General features: G+C 33.1%; 11 protein-coding genes. All 11 read left to right on the top strand.

Translation table 11 applies throughout. The annotated features are described in order from the left end of the window. Window positions 1-9 precede the first annotated feature (9 nt). The 11 genes from NSS65_RS12405 to NSS65_RS12355 are packed head-to-tail and all read left to right on the top strand — an operon-like array spanning window position 10 to window position 13,103. Window positions 10-306, top strand: coding sequence for a phosphopantetheine-binding protein (locus NSS65_RS12405; protein ID WP_170825866.1), 297 nt, complete (start codon window positions 10-12; stop codon window positions 304-306). Beyond that, window positions 303-824 (top strand): 3-hydroxyacyl-ACP dehydratase FabZ, encoded by a 522-nt coding sequence (gene fabZ / locus NSS65_RS12400; protein WP_081338908.1) that lies wholly within the window; start codon window positions 303-305, stop codon window positions 822-824. The genes NSS65_RS12405 and fabZ overlap by 4 nt, the downstream gene beginning before the upstream one ends. A 3-nt stretch (window positions 825-827) precedes the next feature. Further along, the gene (locus NSS65_RS12395) at window positions 828-4,004 is read left to right on the top strand and encodes a hypothetical protein (protein WP_070326463.1); all 3,177 of its coding nucleotides are present in this window, start codon (window positions 828-830) and stop codon (window positions 4,002-4,004) included. 1 nt (window position 4,005) lies between these two features. Beyond that, the gene (locus NSS65_RS12390) at window positions 4,006-5,313 is read left to right on the top strand and encodes a DUF6365 family protein (RefSeq protein ID WP_070326464.1); all 1,308 of its coding nucleotides are present in this window, start codon (window positions 4,006-4,008) and stop codon (window positions 5,311-5,313) included. Between the two features lie 20 nt (window positions 5,314-5,333). Continuing rightward, a complete protein-coding gene (locus NSS65_RS12385; RefSeq protein WP_081338909.1) occupies window positions 5,334-6,362 on the top strand; it encodes an aminomethyltransferase family protein in 1,029 nt (342 codons plus the stop codon). 8 nt (window positions 6,363-6,370) lie between these two features. Beyond that, on the top strand, window positions 6,371-8,827 hold the full coding sequence (locus NSS65_RS12380; protein WP_070326465.1) for a beta-ketoacyl-[acyl-carrier-protein] synthase family protein: 2,457 nt from the start codon (window positions 6,371-6,373) through the stop codon (window positions 8,825-8,827). A 43-nt stretch (window positions 8,828-8,870) separates the two neighbouring features. Continuing rightward, window positions 8,871-9,740: a glucose-1-phosphate thymidylyltransferase RfbA gene (rfbA, locus tag NSS65_RS12375; protein WP_070326466.1), complete on the top strand. Its 870-nt coding sequence runs from the start codon at window positions 8,871-8,873 to the stop codon at window positions 9,738-9,740. Between the two features lie 22 nt (window positions 9,741-9,762). Next, window positions 9,763-10,320 carry a dTDP-4-dehydrorhamnose 3,5-epimerase gene (rfbC, locus tag NSS65_RS12370; RefSeq protein ID WP_070326467.1) on the top strand — a complete coding sequence of 186 codons (558 nt, stop codon included), beginning with the start codon at window positions 9,763-9,765 and terminating at the stop codon, window positions 10,318-10,320. After that, on the top strand, window positions 10,317-11,261 hold the full coding sequence (gene rfbB / locus NSS65_RS12365) for a dTDP-glucose 4,6-dehydratase (protein ID WP_268480907.1): 945 nt from the start codon (window positions 10,317-10,319) through the stop codon (window positions 11,259-11,261). Before rfbC ends, rfbB begins: the two co-directional genes overlap by 4 nt. A gap of 40 nt (window positions 11,262-11,301) precedes the next feature. Then, window positions 11,302-12,159 carry a dTDP-4-dehydrorhamnose reductase gene (rfbD, locus tag NSS65_RS12360; RefSeq protein WP_268480905.1) on the top strand — a complete coding sequence of 286 codons (858 nt, stop codon included), beginning with the start codon at window positions 11,302-11,304 and terminating at the stop codon, window positions 12,157-12,159. Between the two features lie 5 nt (window positions 12,160-12,164). After that, a complete protein-coding gene (locus NSS65_RS12355; RefSeq protein ID WP_070326604.1) occupies window positions 12,165-13,103 on the top strand; it encodes an ABC transporter ATP-binding protein in 939 nt (312 codons plus the stop codon). Window positions 13,104-13,118 lie beyond the last annotated feature (15 nt).

Genomic DNA, 13,118 nt, shown 5'->3' with positions numbered 1-13,118 from the left:
ATGATTAGTTTGCTTAATTATGTAGAGACAAAAGAAAAAGCAAAAAACAGAAGAGAGCTTACAGATAAAATAAAAGAATTACTTGTTGAAAAATTAGATTTAGAAATAGATCCTTCCATTATTACAGATGACCAGCCCATATTTGGCAGAGGTTTAGGGCTAGACTCCATTGATGCACTAGAATTATTTGTGGTTATTGAAGATGAGTTTGGGGTGACAGTTTTCGATGATAATATAGAAGTTTTTAGCTCGGTGAACAAGTTAGCCGATTATATTGAAGAAAATATGGAGAGTGAAAAAGCTTGAATCGAATATTAGATGTGAATGAAATTAAAAAACTATTACCGCATCGCTGGCCTTTTCTCATGCTCGATAAGGTCGTTGAATTAACCCCAGGCATAAAAGGCATAGGGATTAAAAATGTTACAATCTCTGAACCATATTTTGAGGGGCATTTCCCAAATGAGTCAATCATGCCAGGCGTATTGATTGTCGAAGCAATGGCTCAAGCTACAGCAGTTGTATATTGTACAGGCATTTTAAAATATTCCGAAGAGACCCTGAATGAGGTGGCAGCTTCAATCGAATTAAATGCTACTACTGATATTTCACATCGTGTTGGCTACCTTGTTGGCATTAAGGACTTAAAATTTCTAAAACCCGTTGTACCAGGTGACCAATTAAGATTGAAGGTTCATATAGAACGTACATATCAAGTGATGTCAAAGGTGAGAGTAGAGGCTTACGTAGATAAGACATGTGTGGCAAAGGGCGTATTAACTGTATCACAAAAGCCAGAGACACTTAATCCTACAAAGGGATAAATTATGAATAATAATAAAAAATTCCATATTCGTGAATGTACTGTACATGATGCTAGAGAATTAGCTGATTTTTATAATAGGTTAAAATATGGCCCTGTCAATCATGGGTACTTGTTAAATGAAAAAAATATGAAACAAATGATAGAAGAAGTGGACATTATTTTATATTTGTGTGTTGTATATGACCAGCAAATCATTGGAACAATGCTTTTTTCGAAAATGAGTGGACAAAGATCTGCATCCGAAAGCAGCGTTTGGGGAAGTAAATTTGTGATAGCTGATGGTTTTCGCAATGGTCCTTTACCAGCACTATTTTTCTCAACATCCATACAAATGTTAGTGGAAAAAGGATTTGAAACAATTGAAGTGGAGGTGGATCCTAATAATGTAAATGCTCTACCCCTATACAAAAGAGTTGGCTTTATTCGATCCCGTTCTAATCAAGTAGACTACGACGGATATTTATGTCTTAAAAGCTATCTTCCCTATATTATTTCATATTTAAAAGATAGCTATAAAGTGGAGAAATTGGATCAAAATATCATGGAAAAAGGCTGGAAAGGGCTTGAGGTATCAAAAAATTTCCGTTCCTCGAATATTGATACTATTCAGTTGAATGGAATGGAAGCAGCTGAGTATCGAATGAACTTTGGAGAAGAAGTTATTAGTTGTTGGGTGGATGTGTTAAGTAATAAGGTTGCAAAATTTGAAGATAAAAGATTTATGTTTCAACAGTATATAAGAGAAGGACAGCATGTAATCGTAGGACAGCGAGTAACCCTAGTATACGAATTTGAAAATAAATTAACCCAAACCATTTTAGTTCATTTGAAAGCTCAATTTCAAGAAAGAAATAAGTTTCTATTTCAAAAAAGACGTTTTCTTGTGAAACAAGGAGAGAAAATTTATATTGAAATACCAGTTGTTGTTGGGAATTATTCAAAAAAGGGATTACAAACAAACATAAAATTTGGCCCCTGTTCTTTTGATTTTGAATATGGAATATATTTAAAAGATCGTTTGGAATTAAAAATGCATGATGATGTTTTAGTGGAAACAGAATTATATAAAAATTCTATTCTGTTGGTTAAAAATAATCAACAGGTTACGACTAGTGTCAAAATTGACTTAGTGAATAAAACAGGTAAGGAAGAAAGGAAGATAGTTAATATTGCACCAAACGCGACTGAAAATTTAACATTACCCCTTCCTACTTATAAAAAAGGGAACTATAAAGTTAAAGTGACAGCTAAAAATAATCAGAAACTCTTATTAAAGGAAACTCATCACATACATGTGATAGATCCATTTGGAGTTATATGTAAAGATAATGAAGATTTTATCATTTTAGAGAATATAGATCTGCAATTAAAAATTGATAAGCATTCAGGAACGCTCAAATGCTTTCATAAACTTTTAAACAGAGATGTATTGATTGAAGCATGGCCCGATATCAATACGCCGTATAAGAATGGTCTGAGAGAGTACAAGAAAAAGGACATAGACGTATTTGTTAGTAAGAGAAATGAAATTTATCTTGCTGAAAAAAAACAGGATAAAATTATACTTATTAGAAAAATCACCTTAAAAAGTGAAGAAGTTATTAAGGTTGATGATTATCTTTTAGAATCAGGAACTATCAAATTAAATCCTTGGTGTTTAATGCAGGGAAGTACTATGTATATCCCATTAAAAGAGGGCATTTTAAAAGAAAAACAAATTGAGGAATCTTTCCCTTTTCTGATACATGACTATGAATTTAAGAAAGATATGGACTTACCAACAAATCCGATAAGTTACTCTATGCCCTGGTCTGTTTTTGAAACGAATGAAATATCCATTGGATTTATGTGGGAAGGTCAAGTGAAAAGTATTAATTATGGATTGAGTTGGATGCCTTCATTGTCTTTTGAACAAAAAAGAGAATTTAGTCAATTTAAGAAGAAACTCTCCATTCTCCCTTTATTTTTTAAAAAAATGTGGATAAAGAAAATAGATCGTATTTTACGACCTATAAGTACTCATTATTTCCGATTAAGCACAAAGGGAATTAATCATATATTACAGAAGTATCGAGCACTTTATAATTCTAATGATATGACATTCTCATTAGTTGAATCGGTCGATATGCAGATGCATACTACGATTGTTCAAAGGGGAAAGGACGTAAACTTAAAGCTGAGTTTAAAAAACTTTCTTCTCTCGCCAAAACATGGAACACTGACCCTTTCTATACCATCTATTGATTATCAAGAAGTCAGACAGATCGACTTAGCAGGGGGACAAACTTTGTTACTTACGTTTCCGGCATCAATAAATGGAGAAGAAAGTATCATTTGTGGAGAAATAGTATTTGAGCAAGATACTTCTCAATTTGTTAGGAAAAAGCGATTTAGTCTTGTTGTTTATAATGAAGAGAAATTGATGAAACAATCAATTCAGCAAAAAAGAGATATAGAGATATATAAATTTTATAATGAAGAAATTCAAGTAGAAATTGTGCCTGCATTTCAGGCTTCAATTACAAGCTTAAGAATGTTAGAGAGTAAATTATTGAAATCAAACTTCCCAAATTTAAAGAGTTGGGGGCAGCATTTTTTAGTACCATTGGGAATCTTTCCACATTTGATTGAGGGACCGATGACGCTAAACCGTGGACTGATTTTTGATGTTGGTTCACATCGTAAATTTGAGCATCGTCCATTAAACATACAAGATCATCGAGGTTTTATTTGGGAGGGTGTTGAATGTGCATCTACAGACTTTCAAGTTCAATATTTGATATGTTCAGGAAGTCCTTTATTAAAAGTGAAGGGTGAACTCTCCTCCAATTATATAAATAATGAGCAACTCGCCTTCCATTCTGTATGGAATGTATGGAGCGGAAAAAGCTATATTCATTATACTGAAGATTTTGAACAAAAAAGTTACAAAATAACAGGAAAAAAAGGAAAGACATATCTAAACACATCCAATATTATATTAGAAATCAAACAGGGGTGTTTTGTAACTATATGGTCGGAAAATAAAGACTGCAAAATTACTTTATATGAATGGGGAGAAAGGCAAATCGAAATTATCCTCTTACTATCGAGACATGTATTAAAAGATGGCTTTATGGTAGCTTTTAGCAATTGTTTGGAAGACTCAAAAAAATATTTGATCAGTCAGGAGATATAGTATGAGTGTTTTATTCATTGCCCCAAGTCAATTTAGTATTGGTGAACTTCATAATGCAGTAACTTTAGCTAAACAATTGGAAGAAGGGGGAATCAAAACTTTTTTCTTAACAAGTCAAAACCATATCAATTATGTGCTAAATGCAAATATGAAAGCGAAAGCTTTACCAAGAAAAACACTACAATCTCATATCGTGAAAGATACAGCAGAAACTATAAAGGCTAAAGCAATCATTATTGCAGACTATCATAATTTAGATATAGAATCGCCCTTAATAGATTTGGATAAAATATTAGAACTCAATATTCCAGTTGCAACTATTGACTCTCTTAGCTTTGGACCAAATGAAAAAATATTAAAGAATCAATTGTTTGCACATTCTTCTAAAAAGAAGGCTGCACAGAAACAACAAAATATTGTGAGAAGTGTTCCAAATCAAATGAAAATTATTAGGACGTGTCCAGTTAATAACCCGAACCTGAGAGACGAACGAATTTTCCCTGTTTCCTTATATCCACAAGACTTAAAAATCAATAAACAAGTTAGGGAAAAAACAAGAAGAAAATACCAATGCCTATATAATGAAGATAAGTTAATTATGCTTTCTAAATCTGCTTGGGCAAATTTATTAGTAAAGATGAAACTGATGGAGACAGGCAGTCATATGAAAAGTACTTATAATTATGAATTCTTCATTCAAGAGTTATTGACAGAGTATTTATCTGTAAAAGCAATCAAATCTAAGATTGTGATTGTAGGAGTGTCACCGGACAACAATTTTATTCCTATTAATCTCAATGAGAAGGTTACTTTTATTCCATTACCTTTTTTAGATTTAGAGGATTATGACGATTTGTTACTATCATGCGACTTGTTCGTCACAGATAATATTACCTCAGCTACTATGGCAAAATCATTGGTTGGATCTGTGCCAGTTCTTAGTTTAATTAATACAAAAGTCTTTCTTGATGAACAGAAACGGCCTGTTTTACCATCTTCTTGGAAAAAAAACAATCTTTTGAAAATTATGGATAAATGGTTAAAGGTTTTGCCTGATGGAATTTATCCATTTATCACATTTCCTAATGGCTGGATAAATGAATTGAAAGATTTATTTGATAAAAATCCTATATTAGAAGTCCTGGAAACAGTAGAGATTTTTGATATAAAAGAGGCGGGTTTAAAAATACACAATCTACTTTATTGTGAAAAGACAAAACATGAGTTTATCGAAAAACAAGAAGTATACGTAAATTTAATTAAAAATACACCAAATGCAAAAGATATGCTGTATTTCATTCAAAAATAATTAGTAAAGAAGGTTACATTATGAAAAGAATAGATAAGGAATATCAAGCTTTAAGAGAATCTGTTGCTTTATTTGAATTAAATGAAGTGGGGGTATTTAAGATAAGTGGAGAAGATCATGAGGAATTTGTAAATAGTTTAGTAACTGTCGATTTAGAATTTATGGATAGTGAAAGAACAGTTTTTACACTAATTTTAGACGAAAACGCGAACATTGTTGATGTTCTTACTATTTATAAACAAGAGGATTATATGTTAATTGAAACATCTCCATTTAAACGTGACACTGTACTTCGCCATATTGAGAACCATTTAGAAGGTTCCATACAACTAGAGGACATTTCAACTTCAACAGCTGTATTGGCGTTTGAAGGTCCTTATGCTTGGAAAGTGGGACAAGAATTGATCGACACAGATATTTCTTCCTTGCCTTTCCAGACGTTCTTTGAAACAAAGTGGAGTGACAATCACATTATTTTTGCTAGAACAGGTGTAACAGGAGAATATGGCTATAAAGTCATTGCTTTTGACGCATCATCGGCAAAATTTCAGTTGGAGGATTTTATTCTCTCACTTGAATTTGGTGATATCCGGCCATTAAAAATTGATATGGAAGTTGTTGAACTAGCAATGCTAGAAGTCAGACAGCCTAATACAAAACGAGATATAAATGGGCTAAATGTATTTGAAGCTAGTTTAGAATGGATGGTTCATTTTGACAAGGAGGAATTCTTAGGAAAAGAAATGCTTTTAGCATTAAAAAAGAAAAAAGTAAGTAGACGTCTAGTTGGTTTCCATTTAACCTCAGACCATCAACTATCTACAAATGGAAAAATCATTGTTGAAGGCAAACTGATTGGTGAAGTATTCCAATTAATTCGAAATCCAGTAACGAACAAGTATACAGGCTTAGCGCTGTTAGAAGATGATTTTGCTGTCTCTGGGCTAGAACTACAATTAAATTTCGATGGATTAGATGAGAATTTAACTATACACACAATCTCCTCACCATATATAGCACCAAAATCTTGGGCTATCAAGATGATATGAGGTACACAATGAGATATAAAAAGCATCAAGTTGTTATTACTGGAATGGGGATTATAAGCGCAAATGGTATAGGTTTAGAGGAGTTCTGGAACAACACCGCTAACGGGATAAGTGGCATAAAAAAAATTGAATCAATAGATACTTCGGATTTGATGTCTCAATTTGGTGGGGAAGTAAAAAACTTCAGCCCAGAGCGTTATTTGAGCGAAAGTGAAATGAATTCAATGGACCGTGCAGGTCAATTTGCAGTTATCGCAGCAAAAGAAGCAGCATTGACTGCTAGCTTCGACATTCATGAGGTGGATCCTTATCGAGTTGGTGTGACTCTAGGTACCTCACTCGGTGGTATATTAAGTGGTGAAAAATTTCATGATCAATGGATCAAGAAAGGATTAGATCAAGCAAACCCTTCGCTTATCTATCAATATCCAATCCATGTTCCAGCAGATCATGTGTCAACATATTTAAAAGTAAAAGGACCCAAAACTGTCATATCTAATGCATGTGCAGCCGGTACAAATGCAATTGGCCATGCGACTGATATGATTAGGTCTGGAAAAGCAGATATGATGTTTGCAGGAGGAGTAGACCCATTAACTAAGTTGTCATTAAGTGGATTTAACTCGCTTCAAGCGCTAAGTGTTGGGCATTGTTCTCCTTATAGTAAAAGTAACGGTATTAACATTGGTGAAGGTGCAGCATTTTTAGTTTTAGAAGATTTAAAACATGCTAAAAAAAGAGGCGCTCGCATTTATGCAGAAATTTTAGATTATGCAATGTCTGCTGATTGTTATCACCAAACAGCTCCTGATCCAGCAGGATTAGGTGCTACAAGGTCAATGAAAAGTTGTTTAGAGCAGTCTGAATTACAAGGTGAGGATTTGTCATATATCAATGGTCATGGTACTGGTACTCCTGCTAATGATCTATCAGAACCAAAGGCAATCAAAGCCATTATTAAAGAAAGCAATATACCAGTGTCATCAACTAAATCAATGGTAGGTCATATGTTGGGCGCAGCTGGTGCCACAGAGGCGGTAACGAGTATACTCGCTTTGAAAAATGGTGTCATTCCACCAACGATTAATTTTAAAGAAGAAGAAAGACAGTATAATCTAAATTTTGTACCGAATATACCTCAAAAAGCACAATTAGATGTCATTCTATCTAATTCATTTGCTTTTGGAGGAAATAATGTCAGCATCACATTTGGGAAACATCATTCGGAAAAAGAGAAAAAGAAAAAAGAAAGTGATAAAAGAGTTGTTTTAACAGGAGTTGGGGCTATTGCAGGTAATGCCTCAAATTATGAAGAAATTAAAGGTTTGTTGCTTAGCGGTATGGATGGATTCTCAAAGAATGGAAAGTTTGATTTTGAAAAATATGGATATAAAAAAGCTGCACTTTTGCCTGATATCGAATATAAAAAATTTATTAATCCAAAATTGCTGCGGAAAATGGATCCCATTAGTAAACAAGCAAATGTAGCTGTGAAAATGGCATTAGATTCTGCAAAACTGAAAATAACAAATAATAATACGGAAAAAGTTGGTCTTTTATTTGCTACAGGTACAGGTCCTATTGATACTGTTGAAGCGTTTAATAGAGTTGTCATCGAACAAGGTGCCCAAAAGGCAAATGCGAGACTTTTTCCAAACACTGTGATGAATGCTGCTGCAGGGAATATTGGCTTAAATTTTAAACTAAAAGGCCCCACCTCAACTATCTGCGCTGGGGGTGTTTCAGCAATAAATGCTTTAAATTATGCAACGAATTTAATTCAGCAAGATCTTTGTACACAAGTCATTGTCGTATCTTCTGACGAATTTAATGAACCTATGATGGCTGGAATGTCCAAAATAAATGGATATTTAACTGATGATGAAGCAAGGCCATTTGATCAAAATAGAAGTGGAAATATATTAGGAGAAGGCAGCGTTGCATTTGTAATAGAGTCACTAGATCAGGCAAAAAAAAGAGACGCTGAAATTCTGGGGGAAGTGAAAGGTTTTGGGATGACTTCTGACAATTTCGGAATTGGTAAAGTTGATCCGAAAGGGACATCGTGGAAGCAAGCTATGCTAAGTGCAATTGAAGATGCAGGCTTAAATAAGAATCATGTTAATTATATTTCTTCGTCAGCTAGTGGACATAAAATATTTGATGCAGCTGAAGCTAATGCGATGCGTAGATTGTTTTCTATAAAAAGTCCACTAATTGGAACGACGAAAGATACATTTGGAGAGACACATGGAACGGCTGGCTTTATAGGAATTATTGATGCGTTACTTGCATTAAAAGGTCATTACACCGGTATACGTCTTTTAAAAGAGGGAATCTTTGAGGGGAAATTAAATTACTTAAAGAAACCCTTACATACTAGTTCGGCTTCACATGTTCTAGTGAATTCTTTTTCATATGGAGGTAATTACCAATCTGTTGTGATAAGTAAATATGAAGAATAGCATGTTTTCGTCTGGTTCAATTTAATAATGAAGGAGATCAAACATGAAAGGAATTATTTTAGCGGGAGGCAGTGGTACAAGACTGTACCCATTAACAAAAATTATTTCAAAGCAACTTCTTCCTATTTACGACAAACCTATGATTTACTATCCGCTTTCAGTTTTAATGATGGCGGGTATTAGAGACATTTTATTTATATCAAGTCCACATGACATTTCAAAATTTGAGCAATTATTTGGAGATGGTTCTCAATTTGGTCTTCATTTCGAATACATGATACAGCAGAAACCGTCAGGAATAGCTGAAGCATTAATAATTGGTGAAGAATTTATAGGAAAAGACCAAGTAACAATGATACTCGGTGATAATATTTTTTATGGTCATCAATTAATAGAAAAAATAAAGACAAGTCATAAACACAAAAAGGGAGCCACGATATTTGCATATAAAGTTAGTGACCCAGCAAGATTTGGGGTTGTTAACTTTGATGCAAATCACCGTGTTCTATCAATCGAAGAAAAACCTCAAAAACCTCAGTCAAGTTATGCCATTACGGGTTTATATATTTTTGATCATCAGTCGGTTTGTTTTGCGAAACAGTTAAAACCATCTAGACGTGGAGAATTGGAAATAACAGATATTCATAATCAATATTTAGCTATAAACCAATTGAACTTACAATTACTTGGAAGAGGGCATGTATGGCTAGATGCAGGAACACATAGTTCGCTTCTAGAGGCTTCTCAGTTTATTGAAACGATTGAAACAAGACAAAATTTGAAAATCGCTTGCTTGGAAGAAATTGCCTATAATGAGAATTATATTTCAAAAAATGAACTAGAAAAAATGACTAATGAATATTCTAACAATTCTTATAAAGAGTATTTACTGAGCTTAATAGAGGAATATTAAAATTTATCAGAGAGGGTTAATTATGCAGATATATGAGACTGAATTGGAAAGTGTTTTTGTGATTGAGACAGATATTTATCATGATGCAAGAGGATACTTTTCTGAAACATATAATCAACGTGATTTTAATGAGGCTGGTATAAATGTAACTTTTAAGCAAGATAATCATTCATTTTCTAAAGATGCAGGGGTATTAAGGGGGCTTCATTTTCAAGAGCCTCCTTTTGCTCAATCTAAATTAGTAAGAGTGATTTCGGGTGCAATTTACGATGTCATCGTTGATATTCGACCTAAATCACCTACGTTTGGTAAATGGATTTCTGTCATATTGACAGCAGATAATAAAAAGCAGGTATTTGTACCAAAAGGTTTTGCACACGGTTTTTGTACGTTAACTAGTGATACAAATGTTATTTACAAAACAGATGTATACTATTCAAAAAAACACGATTGTGGAATAAGATGGAATGATCCATATCTAGATATTCGATGGCCAGTCAAAGAACCAATTCTTTCAAAAAAAGATGTAAGGCTCCCTATCTTCAAACATTCAAGTATTGTAGGAGGGGGTTTTAGATGAACTTACTGATTACTGGAGGAGCAGGTTTTATTGGGAGTCATTTTCTAAAATATATGATTGAAAAATATCCCTTTTATAATTTTGTTAACTTAGATAAATTAACCTATTCTGGAAATGAAAAAAATTTGATAAAATTAGATGACTTAAAAAATTATTCCTTTATACAGGGCGAAATCACTGATAGAAAAATAGTTACTGATATAATACGGGAAAATAAAATACAAGTTATTGTTAATTTTGCTGCTGAAACACATGTGGATAGAAGTATTATTAATTCTTCTCCATTTATACAAACAAATATAGTAGGTACTCACCAATTACTTGAAGTTTGTTGTAAGTTTCATGGGATTAAATTTATTCAAATATCAACTGATGAGGTATATGGATCTCTATCTAATGGTATGTTCACGGAGTATTCCAGCTTATCACCAAACAATCCCTATTCATCAAGTAAAGCAGGGGCAGACTTGTTAGTGAAATCTTATTATCACACATTCGGTCTTGATGTGAATATTACAAGATGCACTAATAATTATGGACCAAATCAATACCCAGAAAAGTTAATTCCACTTTCAATCAAAAGAATTTTGGAGGGAAAGAAGGTCGAATTATACGGAGATGGTTTAAATGTAAGGGATTGGATATATGTTGAGGATCATTGTTCTGCTATTGATAAAGTATTACATCAAGGAGTACCTGGGGAAATTTACAATATTGGAGCAAACAATGAAAAAAGTAATATGGATATCGTAAAAACAATTTTAGATATTTTAGAAGAGCCCATTGATAAGATTGAATTCATCCCAGATCGACTAGGGCATGATAGACGCTATGCCTTAGATAATTCAAAAATAAAACATGAACTTCAATGGTCTCCATCTTATTCCTTCTATGATTCTTTAAAAAAGACTGTGATGTGGTATGCGAATAATCACAATTAGGATTAACCATCACTTAAATAAATTTAAGAAAGGTATGACAATGAGAATCCTTTTAATAGGGTCAGATGGATCCTTAGGTAGTGAGCTTCTTAGACAATTAAAATTAAACAAACTATATACTGTATATCCTTTTAATAAAAAAAAACTCGATATCACTTTAAAAGAAGAAATAGTTAAAGTCTTTAATAAGTTGAAGCCACAAATTGTTATCAACTGCGCAGCGTATACAGATGTTGAAAAAGCTGAAGTTGAACCAGCAAAAGCAATACTTGTTAATGGGACATCTACAAAGTATCTTGCTGAAGCCTCTGATGAAATAGGCGCAATTTTTGTACACTTTAGTACTGATTATGTTTTCAATGGAGAGCAAAATATTCCATATACTGAGAAAAATAAACCAAACCCCCTCAATGTTTATGGAGAATCTAAAAGGTTAGGAGAAAAGTATATAGAGAAATCAACAACACGTTATTTTATAATTCGTACTTCTTGGCTTTTTGGAAGGGGCGAAAAAAAGAATTTTGTAGATAAGATACTGGATTTGTCTGAAATACAAAAAGATATTCCTGTAATTACGGATCAATTTGGATCCCCTACATATACAGTGGACCTTGCTTCCGCTACACTGGACCTCATACTAACAAATCATTTTGGGATCTATCATATTGTTAATAAAGGTATAGCTTCGAGATATACTTTTGCGCAAGAAATACTGAGGTATTCAAAAAGAAACGTAGCACAAATTTCAAAAGTTAATTCGAAATTATACCCAAATTCTGCCGAAAGACCAAAATTTTCTGTACTGGATAGTCTGCTGTTTTCGAATGTAATCGGTTATGAATTACCTAATTGGCGTGTCGGGCTTTCGCAATACCTAAAAGAAAGAAGGAAGTGGTGAGACCTTTGTTAGAAGTCAATCAAGTAGTAAAAAACTATGGTGATAAACAAATATTAAAAGAAATAAGTTTCAAAGTTGAAAAAGGAGATTCATTTGGCTTTTTAGGGCCAAATGGAGCAGGAAAATCTACTTTAATTAGTATCATCACAGGGCTCTACCAACCAACAGATGGTTACGTATTAATCGAAGGGTATGATATGAACAGGCAACAAAAAAAAGCACAACAAATGATTGGAATTGTTCCGCAAGAAATTGCATTATACCTCAATATGACGGCAAAAGAAAATTTAACCTTTTGGGGTAGAATGTATGGATTGAAAGGAAAATTATTAAAAAAAAGAGTGAGAGAAACTCTTCAATTAATTGGACTTGAAGAGCGTGCAAATGATAAAGTCAAGCTTTTCTCTGGTGGGATGAAAAGAAGGGTCAATATCGGTTGTGCTATTTTACATAAGCCAAAAATTTTAATTATGGATGAACCAACAGTTGGAATAGATCCTCAATCGAGAAATCATATTTTAGAAACTGTCAAAAGATTAAATCAAGATGGAATGACTATTGTTTATACGAGTCACTATATGGAAGAAGTTGAATACTTATGTGACAAAATTGGAATCATTGATCAAGGATCACTTGTTGCACTAGGGACAATTGCTGAATTAAGTAAACTTGTTGAAGAACAAAGAGAAATAATTTTAACGATTAAAAATAATAAAGCAGATATTGAAAAAGTGTGTAAGCATATTCGAGAAAACTACCCTTCAAAAAATTTTAATGTCGATGGTCAAAAATTTAAAATATCAGATCAAAAACCTCAAGAATTTATTAGTAAGTTAATTCAAGTATTAACAGATATGAAAGTTGAAATTATTTCAGCAGAAGTTGTAGAACCAAATTTAGAAAATGTATTCTTGTATTTAACAGGTAAGAAATTACGAGACTAGACCGAATAGAGGTGA

It is taken from the genome of Bacillus sp. FSL K6-1006 (assembly GCF_038593175.1).
GTDB lineage: Bacteria > Bacillota > Bacilli > Bacillales > Bacillaceae > Bacillus > Bacillus safensis.
The sequence above is the reverse complement of the archived record's forward strand: the minus strand, read 5'-3'. Positions and strand labels throughout refer to the sequence as shown.

Excerpts from the sequence above, each read along its gene's own strand:
- NSS65_RS12395 (WP_070326463.1), top strand. The coding sequence starts at position 828 with ATGAATAATAATAAAAAATTCCATATTCGTGAATGTACTGTACATGAT.
- NSS65_RS12390 (WP_070326464.1), top strand. The coding sequence starts at position 4,006 with ATGAGTGTTTTATTCATTGCCCCAAGTCAATTTAGTATTGGTGAACTT.
- NSS65_RS12385 (WP_081338909.1), top strand. The coding sequence starts at position 5,334 with ATGAAAAGAATAGATAAGGAATATCAAGCTTTAAGAGAATCTGTTGCT.
- NSS65_RS12380 (WP_070326465.1), top strand. The coding sequence starts at position 6,371 with ATGAGATATAAAAAGCATCAAGTTGTTATTACTGGAATGGGGATTATA.
- rfbA (WP_070326466.1), top strand. The coding sequence starts at position 8,871 with ATGAAAGGAATTATTTTAGCGGGAGGCAGTGGTACAAGACTGTACCCA.
- rfbC (WP_070326467.1), top strand. The coding sequence starts at position 9,763 with ATGCAGATATATGAGACTGAATTGGAAAGTGTTTTTGTGATTGAGACA.
- rfbB (WP_268480907.1), top strand. The coding sequence starts at position 10,317 with ATGAACTTACTGATTACTGGAGGAGCAGGTTTTATTGGGAGTCATTTT.
- rfbD (WP_268480905.1), top strand. The coding sequence starts at position 11,302 with ATGAGAATCCTTTTAATAGGGTCAGATGGATCCTTAGGTAGTGAGCTT.